Annotated in this window: 16 protein-coding genes; 11 read left to right on the forward strand and 5 right to left on the reverse strand. The window is 44.2% G+C overall.

Annotated elements, in window-relative coordinates:
• Window positions 1–7 precede the first annotated feature (7 nt).
• The 6 genes from I2I13_RS20970 to I2I13_RS20995 all read left to right on the forward strand — a co-directional run bounded on the left by I2I13_RS20970 (window position 8) and on the right by I2I13_RS20995 (window position 5,804).
• Window positions 8–1,225 carry an efflux RND transporter periplasmic adaptor subunit gene (locus I2I13_RS20970; protein ID WP_148367320.1) on the forward strand — a complete coding sequence of 406 codons (1,218 nt, stop codon included), beginning with the start codon at window positions 8–10 and terminating at the stop codon, window positions 1,223–1,225.
• Between the two features lie 167 nt (window positions 1,226–1,392).
• The gene (locus tag I2I13_RS20975) at window positions 1,393–2,136 is read left to right on the forward strand and encodes an ABC transporter ATP-binding protein (RefSeq protein ID WP_004300330.1); all 744 of its coding nucleotides are present in this window, start codon (window positions 1,393–1,395) and stop codon (window positions 2,134–2,136) included.
• A 119-nt stretch (window positions 2,137–2,255) separates the two neighbouring features.
• On the forward strand, window positions 2,256–3,476 hold the full coding sequence (locus I2I13_RS20980) for an ABC transporter permease (protein ID WP_099145813.1): 1,221 nt from the start codon (window positions 2,256–2,258) through the stop codon (window positions 3,474–3,476).
• 48 nt (window positions 3,477–3,524) lie between these two features.
• The gene (locus tag I2I13_RS20985) at window positions 3,525–4,586 is read left to right on the forward strand and encodes a sensor histidine kinase (protein WP_099145814.1); all 1,062 of its coding nucleotides are present in this window, start codon (window positions 3,525–3,527) and stop codon (window positions 4,584–4,586) included.
• Between the two features lie 42 nt (window positions 4,587–4,628).
• Window positions 4,629–5,327 carry a LytTR family DNA-binding domain-containing protein gene (locus I2I13_RS20990; protein ID WP_148367324.1) on the forward strand — a complete coding sequence of 233 codons (699 nt, stop codon included), beginning with the start codon at window positions 4,629–4,631 and terminating at the stop codon, window positions 5,325–5,327.
• 264 nt (window positions 5,328–5,591) lie between these two features.
• Window positions 5,592–5,804 carry a hypothetical protein gene (locus I2I13_RS20995; protein WP_099145872.1) on the forward strand — a complete coding sequence of 71 codons (213 nt, stop codon included), beginning with the start codon at window positions 5,592–5,594 and terminating at the stop codon, window positions 5,802–5,804.
• 22 nt (window positions 5,805–5,826) lie between these two features.
• Here the strand turns inward: I2I13_RS20995 and I2I13_RS21000 are convergent, their stop codons facing one another.
• The 4 genes from I2I13_RS21000 to gnd form a co-directional block, all read right to left on the reverse strand.
• Window positions 5,827–6,777 carry a Dyp-type peroxidase gene (locus tag I2I13_RS21000; protein WP_148367326.1) on the reverse strand — a complete coding sequence of 317 codons (951 nt, stop codon included), beginning with the start codon at window positions 6,775–6,777 and terminating at the stop codon, window positions 5,827–5,829.
• A gap of 44 nt (window positions 6,778–6,821) precedes the next feature.
• Entirely contained in the window at window positions 6,822–7,553 is a 732-nt protein-coding gene (gene pgl / locus I2I13_RS21005; protein WP_195650422.1) for a 6-phosphogluconolactonase, read from the reverse strand.
• Window positions 7,550–9,046, reverse strand: coding sequence for a glucose-6-phosphate dehydrogenase (gene zwf, locus I2I13_RS21010; RefSeq protein ID WP_148367371.1), 1,497 nt, complete (start codon window positions 9,044–9,046; stop codon window positions 7,550–7,552). The genes pgl and zwf overlap by 4 nt, the downstream gene beginning before the upstream one ends.
• A gap of 242 nt (window positions 9,047–9,288) precedes the next feature.
• A complete protein-coding gene (gene gnd, locus I2I13_RS21015; RefSeq protein WP_195650423.1) occupies window positions 9,289–10,764 on the reverse strand; it encodes a decarboxylating NADP(+)-dependent phosphogluconate dehydrogenase in 1,476 nt (491 codons plus the stop codon).
• 109 nt (window positions 10,765–10,873) lie between these two features.
• Between gnd and I2I13_RS21020 the strand changes: the two genes are divergently transcribed.
• From I2I13_RS21020 to I2I13_RS21040, 5 genes are all read left to right on the forward strand, one after another.
• Window positions 10,874–12,043 carry a dicarboxylate/amino acid:cation symporter gene (locus tag I2I13_RS21020; RefSeq protein ID WP_195650424.1) on the forward strand — a complete coding sequence of 390 codons (1,170 nt, stop codon included), beginning with the start codon at window positions 10,874–10,876 and terminating at the stop codon, window positions 12,041–12,043.
• Window positions 12,044–12,136: 93 nt separating this feature from the next.
• Window positions 12,137–13,207 carry a GDP-mannose 4,6-dehydratase gene (gene gmd, locus I2I13_RS21025; RefSeq protein ID WP_117933029.1) on the forward strand — a complete coding sequence of 357 codons (1,071 nt, stop codon included), beginning with the start codon at window positions 12,137–12,139 and terminating at the stop codon, window positions 13,205–13,207.
• Window positions 13,208–13,307: 100 nt separating this feature from the next.
• Window positions 13,308–14,378: a GDP-L-fucose synthase gene (locus I2I13_RS21030; RefSeq protein WP_074559690.1), complete on the forward strand. Its 1,071-nt coding sequence runs from the start codon at window positions 13,308–13,310 to the stop codon at window positions 14,376–14,378.
• A gap of 253 nt (window positions 14,379–14,631) precedes the next feature.
• Window positions 14,632–16,290, forward strand: a complete 1,659-nt coding sequence (locus I2I13_RS21035) for an AMP-binding protein (RefSeq protein WP_148367330.1) — start codon at window positions 14,632–14,634, stop codon at window positions 16,288–16,290.
• Between the two features lie 49 nt (window positions 16,291–16,339).
• Window positions 16,340–17,488, forward strand: a complete 1,149-nt coding sequence (locus I2I13_RS21040; RefSeq protein WP_074559694.1) for an LA_2272 family surface repeat-containing protein — start codon at window positions 16,340–16,342, stop codon at window positions 17,486–17,488.
• Between the two features lie 219 nt (window positions 17,489–17,707).
• Here I2I13_RS21040 and I2I13_RS21045 read toward each other — a convergent pair whose 3' ends face one another.
• Entirely contained in the window at window positions 17,708–19,702 is a 1,995-nt protein-coding gene (locus I2I13_RS21045; RefSeq protein WP_148367332.1) for a fructose-1,6-bisphosphatase, read from the reverse strand.
• Between the last annotated feature and the right edge of the window lie 43 nt (window positions 19,703–19,745).

Below are 19,745 nucleotides of genomic sequence, written 5' to 3' on the forward strand. Positions count from 1 at the left end.
TAAACGAATGAAAACTAAAAAGATTATCTTAATCGCTGTGGCAGTCGTTGTGGTAGCAGGTGCAGGAATCTGGTTCTTTGCAGGTTCACCGGCCAAGCACAAAGTCACCTACGCCACTGCCAACGTGAGCAAAGGCGATATTTCAAATTCGGTGACTGCTACCGGAACCATCGAACCGGTGACGGAAGTAGAAGTCGGTACACAGGTTTCCGGTATCATCGACAAGATTTACGTAGATTACAACTCGGTAGTAACCAAAGGACAGTTGATTGCCGAAATGGACCGTGCCACATTGCAAAGTGAACTGGCATCACAACAGGCAACGTACGATGGTGCAAAAGCCGAATATGAATATCAGAAGAAGAATTATGAACGCAGCAAAGGCTTACATGAAAAGTCACTGATTAGTGATACGGATTTCGAACAGGCCCTCTACAACTACCAGAAAGCAAAAAGCAGCTATGACAGCAGTAAGGCATCGCTCGCAAAAGCGGAACGTAACCTGGCTTATGCTACTATCACCTCACCGATTGACGGAGTAGTCATCAGCCGTGATGTGGAAGCAGGACAAACCGTTGCTTCCGGATTCGAAACTCCGACACTGTTCACCATCGCTGCCGACCTGACACAGATGCAAGTGGTAGCCGATGTGGATGAAGCCGATATAGGCGGCGTAGTAGAAGGCCAGCGTGCCAGCTTCACGGTAGATGCTTATCCGAATGATGTATTCGAAGGTGTAGTTACACAGATTCGTCTGGGAGACGCAAGCAGCACGAGCAGCACAAGTACCACTACTACAGTGGTTACTTATGAAGTTGTAATCTCTGCTCCCAACCCTGATCTGAAACTGAAACCGCGTTTGACGGCTAATGTCACGATCTATATTCTTGATAAAAAGGATGTGTTGTCCGTTCCGAACAAAGCACTGCGATTCACACCGGAAAAACCTCTAATCGGCAATAATGACATCGTAAAAGATTGCGAAGGCGAACACAAACTCTGGACTCGTGAAGGAACTACATTCACCGCTCATCCGGTAGAAATCGGAATCAGCAACGGTATATCTACAGAGATTATCAGTGGTATTTCCGAAGGAACAAAAGTTGTGACAGAAGCTACCATAGGAGCAATGCCCGGTGAAAATGTAGCCGCTGAAGGAAATCAGGAAAGTGGCGGAGAAAGAAGTCCGTTCATGCCTAGCCGTCCGGGAAGTAAGAAGAAATAATAATTATTAAAGAGGGTGCCATAATGAATAATAAAATGCAGATTAACGCGATTTATCGCAGAAATAATTGTATAAGTCGTTGATTAATATATCAATATAATTGAAATAATCTGCGATAATTTGCGTTAATCTGCGTTTTGACACACTCTCTTAACACATTATTTACGATGAAAAAAGTAATTGAAATACAAAATATCAAACGTAACTTTCAGGTAGGCGACGAAACTGTCCACGCATTGCGGGGCGTTTCGTTCAATATCAATGAAGGGGAGTTTGTCACCATCATGGGGACTTCCGGTTCGGGGAAATCCACGCTGCTTAATATATTAGGCTGTCTGGACACCCCAACCAGTGGAGAGTATCTGCTCGACGATATTCCTGTACGTACGATGAGCAAGCCTCAACGTGCGGTACTAAGAAACCGGAAGATTGGCTTCGTGTTCCAAAGCTACAACTTGTTACCTAAAACGACGGCTGTAGAAAATGTGGAACTACCGCTTATGTACAACTCTGCCGTGAGCGCTTCCGAACGCCGTCGCCGTGCCATCGAATCCTTACAGGCTGTAGGATTGGGAGACCGCCTGGAACATAAATCCAACCAGATGTCCGGTGGACAGATGCAACGCGTTGCCATTGCACGCGCATTGGTCAACAATCCGGCAGTGATTCTTGCCGACGAAGCGACCGGAAACCTCGACAGCCGTACCTCTTTCGAGATACTTGTACTATTTCAAAAGCTTCATGCAGAGGGACGTACGATTATCTTTGTCACACATAATCCCGAACTTTCGCAATATAGCAGCCGGAATATCCGTCTGCGTGACGGTCAGGTTATAGAAGATACGACCAATCCGAAAATTCTGTCTGCCGCCGAAGCGCTGGCTGCATTGCCGAAAAACGACGAGGATTAATAATTATTCAATGTGCCGATATACTAATGTGCCGATTGCTGTACAATAAACAGCTTGGGTGACTATACCTTCAGGAAATTACCCCATTAGTATATGGACAAATTAGCAAATTATTCATTATGAATGGAACTAATTTATTTAAGATAGCTCTCCGGGCATTGGCGAACAATAAGCTGCGTGCTTTTCTAACCATGCTCGGTATCATTATCGGTGTTGCTTCCGTCATCACGATGCTGGCTATCGGACAAGGTTCGAAGAAAAGCATCCAGCAGCAGATTTCCGAGATGGGATCGAACATGATTATGATTCATCCGGGAGCCGATATGCGTGGAGGTGTCCGTCAGGACCCGTCTGCCATGCAGACTTTGAAGCTTGCCGACTACGAAGCCTTGCGCGATGAGACAAGTTTCCTGTCCGCCATCAGTCCCAATGTTTCATCATCGGGGCAACTCATTGCCGGAAACAACAACTACCCGGCTTCCGTGAATGGTGTCGGAACAGAATATCTCGACATCCGCCAACTGACTGTTGAAAACGGAGAGATGTTCACAGAAGCCGACATACAAAGTTCGGCCAAAGTGTGTGTGATCGGAAAGACGATAGTAGACAATCTTTTTCCGGACGGAAGTGATCCGGTAGGTAAGATTATTCGTTTCAGTAAAATACCGCTTCGTGTGGTAGGTGTGCTCAAAGCCAAAGGCTACAACTCTATGGGACAAGACCAAGATGCAGTAGTGCTTGCACCATACACCACAGTGATGAAACGTCTGCTTGCCGTTACATATTTGCAGGGAGTGTTTGCCTCTGCCCTTACCGAAGATATGACGGATTATGCTACTGACGAAATCAGTACGATCCTCCGTCGCAACCATAAACTGAAAGCTTCGGATGACGATGATTTCACCATCCGTACCCAACAGGAATTGAGCACGATGCTCAACTCAACCACCGACCTGATGACAACCCTGCTGGCTTGTATTGCAGGCATTTCGCTGGTAGTGGGTGGTATCGGAATTATGAATATCATGTATGTATCCGTTACGGAACGCACCCGTGAAATCGGTCTGCGTATGTCCGTCGGTGCACGTGGAGTCGATATTCTAAGCCAATTCCTTATCGAGGCCATCATGATTAGTATCACGGGAGGTATCATCGGAGTAATTATCGGTTGCGGGGCCAGCTGGATTGTCAAGAGCGTAGCGCATTGGCCTATCTATATCCAGCCGTGGAGCGTATTCCTTTCCTTCGCAGTATGTACCATTACGGGCGTCTTCTTCGGATGGTATCCGGCTAAGAAAGCAGCAGATTTAGACCCGATAGAAGCCATCAGATACGAATAATTGATTGACAACCGTCGGTTGTCAATTAAAAAAATTATCTTTGTCTTTATGAAACAAACCTTTACATCCGCACGTCGTCCCCTGGAGATACTGATACACATTATCAGCTGGGGGATTATGTTCGGTTTCCCGTTCTTCTTCGTTGAACGTGGAAACGGGAACATTAACTGGATGGCCTATATACGCCATCTTGCTGTACCACTCTCTTTCATGATTGCGTTCTACGTGAATTATTTCATTCTTGTTCCCCGTTACCTGTTTCAGAGTCAGGCCAAAAGATATATCGTCTACAACATTATCTTTTTATGTGTCATCGGCATTTTGTTACATCTCTGGCAAAGCCTGACATTCGATCCGTCATTTATGCCCAAATCCAAAAGACCGGGAATGCCTCCGGGATGGTTGTTCTTCCTTAGAGATATGTTGAGTCTCGTATTTACTATCGGCCTAAGTGCCGCTATCCGTATGAGCGCGCGATGGACGCAGAATGAAGCTGCCCGCAAAGAAGCGGAACGAAACCGTGCGGAAGCGGAACTGAAAAATCTACGGAACCAACTGAACCCTCACTTTCTGCTGAATACGCTGAATAATATCTATGCACTGATTGCATTTGATTCGGACAAGGCGCAACAAGCAGTTCAGGAGTTGAGCAAACTGCTTCGTTATGTGTTATATGATAATCAACAGACATACGTTCCTCTCTGTAAGGAGGTTGATTTTATCCGGAATTACATTGAACTGATGCGCATCCGCTTGTCGGCCAATGTACAGATGATTACTAAATTCGATATTCAGCCCGACAGCCAGACGCTTATAGCCCCGCTTATCTTTATCTCATTGATAGAGAATGCTTTCAAGCATGGCATCTCCCCTACTGAATCGAGTTTCATCAGTATTCATCTTTCGGAGAATGATAAGGAGGTGATTTGCGAAATCCGCAACAGTAATCATCCAAAGACAGTGGAGGATAAAAGTGGCTCGGGTGTGGGACTGGAGCAAGTCAGCCGCCGGTTGGAGATTCTTTATCCCGGGGCTTATACTTGGTCGAAAGGCATCTCAAAGGATGAAAAAGTATACGAATCGAGATTAAGCATCAAGATCAAAGAGTAGATTTCAAAACATTGGATATAAGAACTTTAGATATAAAATAGTATGATGTTACGTTGTGCAATTGTTGACGATGAGCCGTTAGCTCTTAGCTTGTTAGAGAGTTACGTGAATAAAACCCCGTTCCTGCAACTCGTAGGAAAGTATTCCAGTGCGGTTCAGGCAATGAAAGAATTGCCTGGCGAAGAGATTGATCTCCTGTTTCTGGACATCCAGATGCCGGAGCTTAATGGTTTGGAGTTTTCGAAGATGGTAGATCCGCACACCCGCATTGTGTTTACCACTGCTTTCGGACAGTATGCCATCGACGGTTATCGTGTCAATGCACTCGATTACCTGCTGAAACCGATCTCATACGTCGATTTCCTACAAGCCGCCAACAAGGCCCTTCAATGGTTCGAACTTGTGCAGAAACCGGAAGAGATAGACAGTATCTTTGTGAAAAGTGACTACAAACTGGTGCAAGTGGACTTGAAGAAAATCATGTATATCGAAGGACTGAAAGATTATATTAAAATATATACGGAAGATGCTTCCAAACCCATTCTATCACTGATGAGTATGAAAGCAATGGAGGAACTTTTACCTTCCAGCCGTTTCATACGTGTGCACCGCTCATTCATCGTACAAAAAGATAAGATACGCGTGATCGACCGCGGCCGTATTGTTTTTGACAAGACATATATTCCTATCAGCGATAGTTACAAACAAGTTTTTCAGACTTTTCTTGACGAAAGGAGCTGATTATTCATGAATTTATCGGTAAAAAAGTGATTTTTGTCGATTATAGTTTGTCAAAACCCGTTTTATATCTACCTTTGCAAAGAACAGAAAGGGATTGTGAAATTCCAAGAATAGAATAGTTTAGTTAAGTCTAGTTTAGTTTTTGTGTTGATAGCTCCCTCGTCGGCGGACGAACAAGGGAGCTATTTTTTATTTATTACAGGAATATAATTGCATAAAATATACATATTTTCCATAACTTTGCAGTGACAAAGGATCACACAAATGGAATATAGTGTAGAAGAACTAAAAAGTGAATTAATAGAGAAATGCAAGAGCGAAGGTATCCTGTATGCAACGGTTGCAATGGACCGTCATACTAAAGAAATGATTCTTCCTGATACTTTACAAGGAGCTCTGAAACATCCGGAATTCTTCGTATGTACTTGCAAGAAAGTAAAAGACCAATATGTAGTGGAGGAGATTACCAAAGTGTAATCCTCCTCCAGTCTTTTATTTTTTATTCGCCCAGTTCACCCAGTAAATCGTAGGAAGGAGCAAAGAAAAGTGTTCCCGTTACTGCTGTACTAAAGTCCAGTAAACGGTCGGTATTGCCTACCGGATTGCCAATAAACATACTTTCCAACATCTGCCGGGTAGTAGTGAACGTACTTGCATAGCCGATGAAGTAGGTACCATATTCTCCTTTAGACGTATTGGCGAACGGCATATTGGCACGCACTATTTTCAGGTCATCACCAATATTAGTGACGGCATTATGCGCATTTTGAGGTTTCTCCTCGTCAGACAGTTCGACATCGTTAAACTTACGACGTCCGATCACTTTCTCCTGTTCTTCCACAGGCAAGGAGTTCCACGCAACCATATCATGAATATACTTCTGCACAAAGACATAGCTGCCTCCTGCAAAATCAGCATCTTCCTCTCCTACAACTGCAAAATGATAGGGATTTTCATCAACTGCCGGATTCTCCGTTCCGTCTACAAAGCCGATAATGGCCTTGCCGTCCATATATCTGAAACCGTGAGTTTCATCAACAGGCTCAACTACGCCTTGAAGTTTCTCATCAATGATGGAAGCAAACTCAAAACATAATCCCATCTGTTTTGCACGGATATGAAACAATAAGTCGCCCGGAGTAGAAACTGCCGTATGCTTCTCGCCTTTTATCTCTTCGAAAGTGTTCAGTTCTTTGGGTTTTCCCTGTTCCGGGAAAAGACGGCTCCAGGCATCAGCTCCAAATCCCATAGTACAACTGAACATCATATCGGGAAAACGGTTACGCATACTGCGAATCAGGGCCGAAAAATTGGCACACACATCTTTTACTTTGTCAAGAGTTTCAGGCGAATCTTTTAAAGCATAAACAATAAAGATAACATTTTCGCCTTGTTTCCCAGCTACGTCTTGCGGGATATTACCACCAAATGAATGTTGATAAGGATTCATATTCTTCTTTTTTCTATTAGTTTCGTCAATGAAATAGTTATGTTCTAACTCATCTTTTTATTAGGATCTTCAATATATGCGGCAGCCCCTTTATCCATAAACAGTTCTACATTTTGCGCATGATGAGCCACATAGGCTGCGGGACCAGTGTCTCCCGAATTACAGATTTCTTCTACTACATCGGCTCTGTTTTTTCCGGTAATCAGGAAAATGACATAGCGGGCATTCTGAATGGGATATCCCGTCATTGCGATACGCTTCTGCCCGTTACGGGGATGTGCACTGACCACATAAATAGAGTTTGAAGTCAGCAAATCTTCTTGTCCGGGAAAGATGGAAGAAGTGTGTCCGTCATCTCCGGCTCCCAACAGTATAATATCGAATTCGGGCCAACCACGTTTAAACGGCACTTGCTGCCGGACTAACTCCGAATAGCGAACCGCCTCTTTCGCAGGCTTTTCCTCTCCACGGATGCGGAATACATTCTCATAAAGAATAGGAGTGATACCCAGAAGAAGGTTGCGCATCATTCCGTAATTACTGTCCGAATCATCGGGAGGCACACAACGTTCATCCACCCAATAAATCCGCATACGGTCCCAAGGGGTGATTTCCAGATATTCATTCGCCCATAAATCGAACATCAGAGCAGGGGTATTACCACCGCTGACTGCGATATTGAATACTCTGTCCGGCTCTTCATTCATGATTTCCACCAGGCGGAGTATCAATGCTCGTGAAGTTTCAATAGATGAGGGAAAAACTGATATTTTCATAATTCACAATATTGATCTGTATTTGTCAAATTCTTACAAGGATTCGTCCAGTCGGCCCCATGTTCATGCATCATCGCTTCGCTTTCCAAAGGCCCCCACGTACCTGCGGGATAACCGTAAAGAGGTGCGTCGGGATTATCTTTCCAATAGCGCAGCACCGGATCGAAAAATTTCCATGAGGCTTCTACTGCATCACTTCGAGTAAATAAAGTCGGATCACCCTGAATACAATCGTCTATCAGACGGGCATAAGCGTCGCCACTAGGCACACCGCCCAACTGTGCATAACTGAAATCCATCGTCACCTGACGGACTTCGAAGCCTGCACCGGGGACTTTCATTCCGATCTTGAGCACTATTCCTTCATTCGGTTGCAAACGAAGAATCAATTTATTCGCCCGCGGACAGTTGCCACCGGCACAATGAAACATCTGATGAGGTGTTTCACGGAAATGAACAACGATTTCCGTTACTTTCGTCGGCATTTGTTTTCCTGTACGAATGTAGAACGGAACGCCACTCCAGCGCCAGTTACTGATGCCCAGTTTCATGGCAATATAAGTTTCCGTGCGCGAATCGGGAGCCACTCCTTTTTCTTCACGGTATCCCTTTTTACTACCGGAGGCTGTATATTGTCCGCGAACAATATGTTCGTTCAAATCGACATCGTTCAATGGAGTAAGAGATTCGTAGACCTTCACCACTTCATTACGGAAATTGTCTGCATTGAAAACAGCAGGCGGTTCCATAGCCGTAAGGGCTACAAGCTGTATCAGATGGTTCTGCACCATATCCCGCAGCGCACCTGCCGTTTCATAGAACCCGCCACGTTGCTCGATACCCAGATTTTCTACGGCTGTAATCTCAACGTAGTCGATATAGTTACGGTTCCAGAGAGGTTCGAAGATACCATTGGCAAAACGGAAAGCCAGTACATTCTGGGCCGTTTCCTTACCGAGAAAATGGTCGATACGGTAAATTTGATGCTCATTGAAAACAGAGGCATACGTTTTATTCAGTTCAAGTGCCGATTCGAGATCATAGCCGAAAGGTTTTTCGACGATGATGCGCGAATGGGGAGTGTTAAGTCCGGCAGCTTTCAAGTAGATGGGCACTACTCCGTAAAGTGATGGCGGAGTGGCAAGGTAGAACAGCAAATTGTCCGGATCTACCTCGTTAGTCAATTCCACCAGACGTTGGCGGAGTTGTGGGTAACCTTCTTCTTTTGCCGGGTCCATCGGTAAATAGTAGAGATGGGAGACAAACGAAGCCATAAGAGCTGCGTCCTGTTCTTCGGACTTGACGAACTGTTGCAGTTCTTCTAATATATAGGAACGGTAGTTATCGTCAGAATAGACCGTACGCCCGATACCCAATATGGAAAACTCTCCGGTCAACCGGTTTTCACGGTAAAGGGAGTAAAGGGCAGGCATCAGCTTACGCTTGGTCAAGTCACCCGACGCACCGAAAATTATCATTGCAAATTTATCCATCATTCAAGAATTGTTTTGATTTATGTTTTGAAATGGTAAATAATCATTTATGAGTCCACCACAGAGGACACGGAGAACACAGAGTTCTTCTCTCTCTTTCTGCAAGTAAAACAGAGCGATAAATACAATTATAAATACGTGAAACTCTGTGTTACTCTATAGTAAATAAAATATAAAACCTCTGTGTCCTCCGTGTCCTCTGTGGTGAAATATAATTTATCATTTCAAAACTATTTTTCTATTTAAACATTATATGTACCCGATTTCGTATCTCCTCCGTGGCCTGTCCAGTTCTCGTGGAAGAACTGTCCGCGCAACTCATCCTTACGCTCAAAAGTGTGCGCACCGAAATAATCGCGTTGTGCCTGCACAAGGTTGGCGGGCAAATCGGCAGAAGTGAGCGAATAGAAATAGTTCAGGGCAGAAGAGAAAGCAGGAACGGGAAGTTCTTCTTTCATGGCTTCCGCCACCAGACTCTTCCATCCGGGAAGCAATGTCTTCATTTCTTCTTTAAAATAAGGAGCCAACAACAAGTGTTTAGGCTTGTCGGTGGCTTCGAAGGCAGCGGCAATATCGTTCAGGAATATACTGCGGATGATGCATCCCCCACGCCACATACGTGCAATGGAAGCCAGGTCGAGATGCCAGCCGAAAGCGTCGGAAGCACGTTGCAACACGGCGAATCCCTGGGCATAAGAGACGAGTTTGGAAGCATAAAGAGCAGAAAAAATATTCTTTACGAGTTCCGCCTTATTATATATAGGTTGTGTATGTTGACACTGGAATTGCTTGGAAGCCAAGTGACGCAAGTCTTTCTGTGAAGAAAGGCTTCGTTCGAATACCGCCGTGGCAATTAGCCCTAACGGCATACCGAGTTCCATCGCATTGATAACCGACCATTTACCGGTTCCTTTCTGTCCGGCTGCATCCAGAATTTTATCAATGAGATAACCTCCGGATTTGTCTTTATGCCGCAGAATGTTGGCGGTGATTTCAATCAGATAACTGCGAAGTTTGCCTTCGTTCCAACGGGCAAAGACATCAGCCATTTCCTCATTGGTCAGATCAAGCAACTTTTTCATCACCCAATAGGCTTCAGCAATCAGTTGCATATCACCATATTCGATACCGTTGTGAATCATCTTCACAAAATGACCGGAGCCGGCAGGACCCACCCATTGGCAACAAGGAGTGCCGTCCGGAGCTTTTGCCGCAATACTCTGAAGAATCGGTTTCACTTCCGGCCATGCTTTTTCCGAACCGCCGGGCATAATAGAAGCGCCATTCAAGGCTCCCTCCTCACCACCGGACACACCGCTACCGACGAAAAAAAATCCCTTTGATTCCGCCAGTTGGACACGACGGTCAGTATCTTCGTAATTAGAATTACCGCCATCAATAAGAATGTCTCCCGGTGAAAGCAACGGGAAAAGCTGATCCATCAGTTCGTCTACCGGACTTCCGGCACGAACCATCATCATAATCTTACGGGGAATAGCTATCGAATCTACAAATGCCTTTATATCCGTGAACCCTTCGATGTTTTTACCTTTTGCACGACCATTCAGGAAGCGCTCTACCACCCCCTCTTCTACTCCGGGAACAGTACGGTTATATACCGACACGTGCCATCCCTTACTCTCCATGTTTAAAGCAAGATTCTCGCCCATCACAGCCAAGCCGATAAGTCCGATATCTGTTTTATTCTGATTTGCCATAACTTGTATATTTTGAATATTCTTTATCTTAGTAACATTTAAAATGCACATTTGTTCGCAAGATTTTAGATTAAAACATTATTTTTGTAGTCTACAAATAAAATCAAGGATGAAGAAGATCAAAATCGGTTTGCTGGCACGCATCGTTATCGCCATCATTTTGGGTATTGCCATCGGCACAGTTTTCCCGGCTCCGCTAGTGCGAATATTTGTTACGTTCAATGGCATTTTCAGTGAATTTCTCAATTTCTCTATCCCATTGATTATCGTCGGGCTGGTCACTGTGGCTATTGCCGACATCGGGAAAGGTGCAGGAAAAATGCTGCTCCTGACTGCTTTGATCGCTTACTTCGCTACTCTTTTTTCCGGCTTTCTCTCCTACTTCACAGGAGTCACAATATTTCCCTCACTTATCGAACCGGGTGCGCCACTTGAAGAAGTAAGCGCAGCGCAGGGAATCCTCCCCTACTTCTCCGTTTCCATTCCGCCGCTGATGAACGTGATGACAGCCCTGGTTTTAGCTTTCACACTGGGGTTAGGACTGGCGTCACTCAACAGCGACGCATTGAAAAATGTGGCACGTGATTTTCAGGAAATTATCGTACGAATGATAAGTGCCGTCATTCTGCCTTTGCTGCCGCTTTATATTTTCGGCATATTCCTCAACATGACACATTCGGGACAAGTATATTCTATCCTGATGGTGTTTATTAAAATTATCGGAGTCATCTTCGTTCTTCATATTTTCCTGTTAGTTTTTCAGTATTCCATTGCGGCATTGTTTGTGCATAAAAATCCATTCAAATTGCTTAGCAAAATGCTGCCGGCTTACTTCACGGCATTGGGCACACAATCATCCGCAGCCACCATCCCCGTGACGCTGGAACAGGCCAAAAAGAACGGAGTATCTGCCGAAGTGGCCGGATTCGTGATTCCGCTATGTGCCACCATCCATCTATCGGGCAGCACATTGAAAATCGTAGCCTGCGCACTGGCATTGATGATGATGCAGGGAATGCCGTTCGACTTCCCCCTGTTCGCCGGGTTTATCTTTATGCTGGGTATCACAATGGTAGCCGCTCCGGGAGTTCCGGGTGGAGCAATCATGGCTTCCCTGGGGATTCTGCAATCCATGCTCGGTTTCGACGAATCGGCACAAGCTTTGATGATTGCGCTTTACATCGCCATGGACAGTTTCGGCACTGCCTGCAATGTGACGGGAGACGGAGCTATCGCTTTGATTATCGACAAAATAATGGGAAAAAACCGTGCTGAATGACTGTGCTGAAAAATAATTGGAAAGTCACTTGGATGGGTCACAAAAAATGCCGACATTTGCACCCACATTTTCAATTATATAAATAATTAGCGTATGAAAAAAGCCCTAATTTCAGGCATCACCGGACAAGATGGTTCTTATCTTGCCGAATTTCTATTGCAAAAAGGTTACGAAGTACACGGTATACTCCGTCGTTCTTCTTCGTTCAATACAGGGCGTATTGAACATTTGTATTTTGACGAGTGGGTGCGCGACATGAAACAGAAACGTACGATTAATCTGCATTATGGGGATATGACAGATTCTAGTTCGTTAATTCGTATTATTCAACAGGTGCAACCGGATGAAATCTACAATCTCGCAGCTCAAAGCCACGTGAAGGTTTCGTTCGACGTTCCGGAATACACTGCCGAAGCAGATGCTATCGGTACGTTGCGTATGCTCGAAGCTGTACGCATCCTGGGACTGGAAAAGAAAACCCGCATCTATCAGGCTTCTACTTCCGAATTGTTCGGTAAGGTGCAGGAAGTTCCACAAAAAGAGACAACTCCATTCTATCCCCGTTCTCCGTATGGGGTAGCCAAACAATATGGTTTCTGGATTACTAAAAACTACCGCGAAAGCTATGGTATGTTTGCAGTAAACGGTATTTTGTTCAATCACGAGAGCGAACGCCGTGGTGAGACGTTCGTTACCCGTAAAATTTCGCTTGCTGCCGCACGTATCGCACAGGGCGAACAGGACAAACTGTATCTGGGTAATCTGGATGCACGCCGCGACTGGGGATATGCCAAAGATTACATCGAATGTATGTGGCTGATCCTGCAACATGATGTTCCCGAAGATTTCGTTATTGCTACTGGAGAAATGCACACGGTGCGCGAATTCGCAACGTTAGCATTCAAAGAAGCAGGGATCGAACTTCGTTGGGAAGGTGAAGGCGTAAATGAAAAAGGTATCGATGTAGCTACCGGAAAATCTCTGGTAGAAGTTGATCCGAAGTATTTCCGTCCATCAGAAGTAGAACAGCTGCTGGGCGACCCGACAAAAGCTAAAACACTGTTGGGTTGGGATCCGCGTAAAACATCATTCGAAGAACTGGTAAGCATCATGGTTCGCCACGATATGGAGAAAGTGAGACGAATGATTGCTACCAAACACTAAATGAATTTCATTTCACCACAGAGGACACCGAGGACACAGAGGAAAAAATAAAATCCTCCGTGTCCTCTGCGTCCTCTGTGGTGAACTAATAAAAGATAGAATGGAAAAGAATGCAAAGATATATGTGGCAGGACACCGCGGACTTGTGGGATCTGCTATCTGGAAGAATTTGCAGGATAAAGGATACACAAATCTGGTAGGCCGCACTCACAAAGAGCTTGATCTGCTGGATGGCGCGGCTGTCCGTAATTTTTTCGATGAAGAACAACCGGAATATGTATTCCTTGCTGCTGCCTTTGTGGGTGGTATCATGGCGAACAGCATCTACCGTGCCGACTTCATCTATAAGAATCTGCAAATTCAACAGAATATCATCGGAGAGAGCTTCCGCCACCATGTAAAGAAGTTGCTCTTTCTGGGTAGCACGTGTATTTATCCACGTGACGCCGAACAGCCGATGAAGGAAGACGTATTGCTTACTTCACCGTTGGAATATACCAACGAACCGTATGCAATCGCTAAAATTGCCGGACTGAAAATGTGCGAAAGTTTCAACCTGCAATATGGAACGAACTACATCGCTGTGATGCCGACAAACCTTTACGGACCGAATGATAATTTCGACTTGGAACGCAGTCATGTACTGCCTGCCATGATCCGTAAGATTCATCTGGCACACTGTCTGAAAGAAGGAAACTGGGAAGCTGTACGTAAGGATATGAATCTGCGTCCGGTGGAAGGTGTGAATGGCGACAGTCCGAAAGAAGAAATCCTGGCTATTCTGCAAAAATACGGAATCAGCGAAACGGAAGTCACTCTTTGGGGTACAGGTACTCCACTCCGCGAGTTCCTTTGGAGCGAAGAAATGGCGGATGCCAGTGTCTTTGTTATGGAGCACGTAGACTTCAAAGATACCTATAAAGAAGGTAGCAAAGATATCCGCAACTGCCACATCAACATCGGCACCGGTAAGGAAATCACCATCCGCCAACTGGCCGAACGTATTGTAGAAACTGTAGGGTATCAAGGAAAACTGACCTTCGACAGCAGCAAACCGGACGGCACTATGCGCAAGCTGACCGATCCTTCGAAACTGCACGCTTTGGGGTGGCACCATAAAATTGAAATCGAGGAAGGCGTACAAAGAATGTACGAATGGTACTTGAAATAAGAATCTAAAGAATCAATCAATATGCTATGAGCAGAATTATTTTTGCTTATAGCATATTTTTTTTTGATTATAGCATAACGATTTTTGGTTATAGCATAATGAAATTAGCTATAATCATATTCTTTCTTCCTACCGGCCTGTCGCGATCTCACCGCATCGCCCTTCCCCCATTTCCAAAAATTCTTCCCTCTTAATTCTTCATTCTTAATATAATTGCTATATTTGCACAAATTAATACCAAATGTGCAAAACAATGGAACAAAGTTTTATAGCCTACATTGAGAATAGTATCAAAAATAATTGGGACTTGGATGCCCTGACCGATTATAAAGGTGCAACATTACAGTATAAAGACGTAGCTCGCAAGATCGAAAAACTCCATATCATTTTTGAAGAAAGTGGAATCCGCAAAGGAGACAAGATTGCTGTTTGCGGAAGAAACAGCTCTCATTGGGGAGTCACTTTCCTTGCTACACTGACGTATGGGGCAGTTGTTGTACCCATTCTCCATGAATTTAAAGCGGACAATATACATAACATCGTCAACCATTCCGAAGCAAAATTACTGCTTGTAGGAGATATGGTATGGGAAAACCTGAATGAGTCGGCAATGCCGCTACTGGAGGGTATCCTGATGATGAACGACTTCACCCTGCTAGTGTCACGCAGCGAACGACTGACTTATGCACGCGAGCATCTGAACGAAATGTTCGGCAAAAAATATCCGAAGAATTTCCGCACAGAGCATATCGCATATCATAAGGATGAACCGGAAGAACTGGCTGTTATCAATTATACTTCAGGAACAACAAGTTACTCGAAAGGAGTAATGCTCCCCTATCGCAGTCTGTGGTCGAATACCAAATTTGCTTTTGAAGTGTTAGACCTGCAAGCCGGAGATAAGATCGTATCCATGCTCCCTATGGCACATATGTACGGACTGGCTTTCGAATTCCTTTATGAGTTCTCCGTGGGTTGCCACATCTACTTCCTTACCCGCATGCCGAGTCCGAAAATCATTTTCCAAGCTTTCGAAGAGGTGAAACCGAATCTGATTGTTGCCGTACCGCTTATCATCGAAAAAATCATCAAGAAGAGCGTACTTCCGAAACTGGAAACTCCTGCAATGAAGATCTTACTAAAAGTACCTATCATCAATGACAAGATAAAAGCAACGGTACGCGAAGAAATGATTAAGGCATTCGGCGGAAACTTCAAAGCTGTTATTGTAGGAGGTGCTGCTTTCAATCAGGAAGTAGAACAGTTCTTGAAAATGATTGATTTCCCTTATACAGTAGGATATGGAATGACGGAATGTGGTCCGATTATCTGCTACGAGGATTGGAGAAGATTCAAACCGGGTTCATGCGGAAAAGCTGTGCCACGTATGGATGTGAAAGTGTTGTCATCTGATCCCGAAAACATTGTTGGCGAAATCGTATGTAAGGGCCCGAATGTGATGTTGGGATATTACAAAAACGAAGAAGCTACCCAAGAAGTTATCGACAAAGACGGATGGCTGCATACAGGTGACCTGGCTTTGATGGATGCCGAAGGAAATGTTACGATCAGAGGACGCAGCAAGAACCTGTTATTGAGTGCCAGCGGACAGAATATCTACCCGGAAGAAATTGAAGATAAATTGAACAACCTGCCATACGTGGCTGAAAGTATTATCGTTCAGCAAAACGAAAAACTTGTCGGACTTGTTTATCCTGATTTTGACGACGCTTTCGCTCACGGTCTCAAGAATGAAGACATCGAGCAAATAATGGAAGAAAACCGTGTGGCACTGAATGATATGCTACCGGCCTACAGCCAAATATCCAAGATGAAAATCTATCCGGAAGAATTCGAAAAGACACCGAAGAAGAGCATCAAACGTTATTTATATCAGGAAGCAAAAGGCTAATATAAAGTTAGCTGCATAGAGATATAACTTAAACCGAAAAGAGAAAGGAATGAAGATAAAGAAAACAATATTCACGGCAGCTATACTAATGGCTGCCGTTTGTTTACCGGCACAGAACAAGAGTGCAGGTATTAATATATCCATCTGGAAAGATATTTGTACGCAACCGCATGACAGTACACAGACGACTTATGTGAACATCGGTCTCCTGTCTACAATGAACCGTCTGAACGGTGTGGGCATCAATGCATTGGGAAGTGTGGTACATGGTGACATGAACGGAGTACAGATCACCGGATTAGCCAATCTGGCAGGTGGAACAATGAGGGGTGTCCAGCTGGCCGGTATCAGTAATATCAGCGGTAACAACACCGTAGGACTTTCTGCTGCCGGACTGGTAAATATCACCGGTGACAGAACGCAGGGAGTAATCATATCCGGCTTAACCAGCATCGGAGGAGATAATACCTCGGGGGTAATGATGAGTGGTTTCATGAATGTGACGGGCAATATGGCTTCGGGGCTACACTTTTCCGGAGCGGCAAATATCACAGGACAGAGCTTCGGCGGTTTGATGGCTTCCGGACTTTTGAATGTGGTAGGCGAACACATGAACGGCTTGCAGATTGCAGGAATTGCCAACATAACCGCATCGAAACTGAATGGGGTGCAAATAGCATTATGTAATTATGCAACGCAGGCACGCGGGCTTCAAATTGGCCTTGTCAATTATTACAGGGAAGATATGAAGGGGTTCCAACTCGGACTGGTGAATGCGAATCCTGATACAAAAGTGCAAATGATGGTATATGGTGGAAATGCTACGCCTGCCAATATAGGTGTACGCTTTAAGAACCAATTGTTTTATACTATTCTGGGAGTCGGCTCCATGTATCAAGGATTGAATGATAAGTTTTCGGCAAGTGCATCCTATCGTGCCGGTCTGTCATTTCCTCTTTACAAAGGCTTATCCATCAGCGGAGACCTTGGCTACCAGCATATCGAGGCGTTCGATAACAAAGACGAGGTGATTCCGAAACGTTTGTACGCATTGCAGGCACGTGCCAATCTGGAATATCAATTTACCAAGAAGTTCGGTATCTTTGCGACAGGCGGTTATGGGTTAACCAGATTCTATAATAAATCAAGCAATTACGATAAAGGAGCGATTATAGAAGCAGGTATTGTTCTTTTCTAAACAAGAATCGGGCAAGATATACTGCTGAAAAGATTAAAACACTAATATCAAGATATTGCTTTACTAATGATAATTCGTTCCACCTGGATGTTTGTTTCGTTCCACCATGGTTTTCCTTTCGTCCCATCCGGGTCACCGTTTAGTCCCACCTAGGTGGAACGAATCACTCAATGCACTAAAAGTTATTGAATTTCATATTGCAAAGGAATAACATTCATTTCAAACCTTCTCCTTTATCAGACCAGTACGATAAGCAACAAGCAATTTCTTCAAATCCTGTATTTGAGTCACCAGTTCTTTTCCCTTATCGGTATCTTTCACCATCATTCGTTGCGAATTAAATTCGAGAACAAAGTTGGTCGATTTGATATCAAGCCCCTCTTCAATGGCTTTCTGACGGGACTGGAACGGTTCATGCTGTACGAGCTGCATACCATGAGAATGATAAACAAGTGTATATCCCGCAATTCCCGTTTCCGGTTGATAAGCTTTCGAAAAGCCACCATCAATAACGAAAAGCTTGCCATTGGCTTTCATGGGTTGTTCTCCCTGAATCGTTTTCACAGGCACATGACCGTTGATAATATGCGAATGAGGCCCTAAAACTCCAAACTCTGTCAAAATCTGGTCACAAATATCTTCCCGGTTACGCAATGTGTAATAATAGCCCTTCTTTTCTTTATGTAACTCTTTATCTTCTAGGAAATAACGCTCAAAAGTCGCCATCTTATCCTTATCAAACAAGGGAGCCTCCGGACCACACCACATATACCAGATATAATCCATAGCAAATTCCTTATCCTCCTCTCCTTCTTCATCGAAGTAAGCGGTACGGATCAGTTGGTCGGCTTTATCCAGCAATTTATGTCCCCAGTATTCCTTTCCACGTATTTTGACATGCTTAAAACTGCCATCCTCATTCAGAGGAACAGAAGCATGATAAAGAAGATTCGAGTTTGAAACCAGATACATGCCGCCATAGGTAAACAGACAACGCATATGCTTCTTCAATTTCTCGCTATTCATAAATGAATAATGAATCTTTTCTACCAATTCGCGTTCTTCTTCAGTCAACCGGTAAGGATTTGCCGGGTCTACAGTCGGGAAGTTGGTATCGCGCAAAGCATATTCTTTTCCTTCGTACACAAAGACACCACGTTCAAAATCAATCTTCTCCAGAAGTTTACGATTAGCCATTCCGAATTCCGGACGGCGGTCGATGATTTCAGCTTCCAGTTTAAACTGGATAATGGTAATGGCTTTATGCATTTGAGTAATCAGACGCAAAGTCTTCTCATTATAATGAGCATCGGCAAAGTTCATTTTCGGCATGAAGATCGTGCAAGGATCATCGGCATACGTATCCATTGCAAAAGTAGCCAATGGAAGCAAATTGATTCCGTACCCGTCTTCAAGCGTACCCAGATTACCGTAGCGCATGGACATACGTATCACATTAGCGATACAACTATCATTACCGGAAGCTGCTCCCATCCAAAGAATATCATGATTTCCCCATTGGATATCGAAGTTGTGGTAATTGCACAATGTATCCATAATGATATGCGCACCGGGACCACGGTCGTAAATATCTCCTACGATATGAAGAGAATCAATAGTCAAGCGCTGAATCAAATTACACATAGCGATAATGAAATCGTCGGCACGCTTCGTAGTGATAATCGTGCTGATAATTACATTAATATAAGCATGCTTGTTCGGTTCGATAGACGATTCGTGCAATAACTCCTGAATGATATAAGAGAATTCGGCAGGCAGTGATTTACGAACCTTCGAACGGGTATATTTGGAAGACACGTTCTGACAGACCTTCACCAGTTGGTTCAGCGTAATCAGATACCAATCGTCCAGATCCTTTTCACGGGCCTTCACCAATTGGAGTTTCTCTTCGGGATAGTAAATCAACGTGCAGATTTCTTTCTTTTCAGCTTCACGGAGAGTATTGCCGAATATTTCATTTACTTTACGTTTTACCGCACCGGAAGCATTTTTCAATACATGCTGAAAAGCTTCATATTCTCCATGAATATCAGTCAGGAAATGTTCCGTCCCTTTAGGTAGATTTAAGATAGCCTCCAAGTTGATTATTTCCGTACTGGCATCGGCAATGGTAGGAAAACTTCGGGAAAGCAGTTGCAGGTAACGGAGATCACTCACAATGCTTTCAGGAGTTATGTTACTTTGAGCAGTCATTCTATTTACTATTTTACTATTTACAATTTATTAATTGGCAACT

Origin of the sequence: Bacteroides sp. D55t1_190419_B8 (assembly GCF_015558905.1) — a bacterium.
Lineage (GTDB): Bacteria > Bacteroidota > Bacteroidia > Bacteroidales > Bacteroidaceae > Bacteroides > Bacteroides vicugnae.

Coding starts and splice junctions, on each gene's coding strand:
- I2I13_RS21020 (WP_195650424.1), top strand. CDS start 10,874: ATGAAGAAGATCAAAATCGGTTTGCTGGCACGCATCGTTATCGCCATC.
- I2I13_RS21030 (WP_074559690.1), top strand. CDS start 13,308: ATGGAAAAGAATGCAAAGATATATGTGGCAGGACACCGCGGACTTGTG.
- I2I13_RS20980 (WP_099145813.1), top strand. CDS start 2,256: ATGAATGGAACTAATTTATTTAAGATAGCTCTCCGGGCATTGGCGAAC.
- I2I13_RS21045 (WP_148367332.1), bottom strand. CDS start 19,702: ATGACTGCTCAAAGTAACATAACTCCTGAAAGCATTGTGAGTGATCTC.
- I2I13_RS20995 (WP_099145872.1), top strand. CDS start 5,592: ATGGAATATAGTGTAGAAGAACTAAAAAGTGAATTAATAGAGAAATGC.
- I2I13_RS21040 (WP_074559694.1), top strand. CDS start 16,340: ATGAAGATAAAGAAAACAATATTCACGGCAGCTATACTAATGGCTGCC.
- I2I13_RS20970 (WP_148367320.1), top strand. CDS start 8: ATGAAAACTAAAAAGATTATCTTAATCGCTGTGGCAGTCGTTGTGGTA.
- gmd (WP_117933029.1), top strand. CDS start 12,137: ATGAAAAAAGCCCTAATTTCAGGCATCACCGGACAAGATGGTTCTTAT.
- pgl (WP_195650422.1), bottom strand. CDS start 7,553: ATGAAAATATCAGTTTTTCCCTCATCTATTGAAACTTCACGAGCATTG.
- I2I13_RS20975 (WP_004300330.1), top strand. CDS start 1,393: ATGAAAAAAGTAATTGAAATACAAAATATCAAACGTAACTTTCAGGTA.
- zwf (WP_148367371.1), bottom strand. CDS start 9,046: ATGGATAAATTTGCAATGATAATTTTCGGTGCGTCGGGTGACTTGACC.
- I2I13_RS21035 (WP_148367330.1), top strand. CDS start 14,632: ATGGAACAAAGTTTTATAGCCTACATTGAGAATAGTATCAAAAATAAT.
- I2I13_RS20985 (WP_099145814.1), top strand. CDS start 3,525: ATGAAACAAACCTTTACATCCGCACGTCGTCCCCTGGAGATACTGATA.
- I2I13_RS21000 (WP_148367326.1), bottom strand. CDS start 6,777: ATGAATCCTTATCAACATTCATTTGGTGGTAATATCCCGCAAGACGTA.
- gnd (WP_195650423.1), bottom strand. CDS start 10,764: ATGGCAAATCAGAATAAAACAGATATCGGACTTATCGGCTTGGCTGTG.
- I2I13_RS20990 (WP_148367324.1), top strand. CDS start 4,629: ATGATGTTACGTTGTGCAATTGTTGACGATGAGCCGTTAGCTCTTAGC.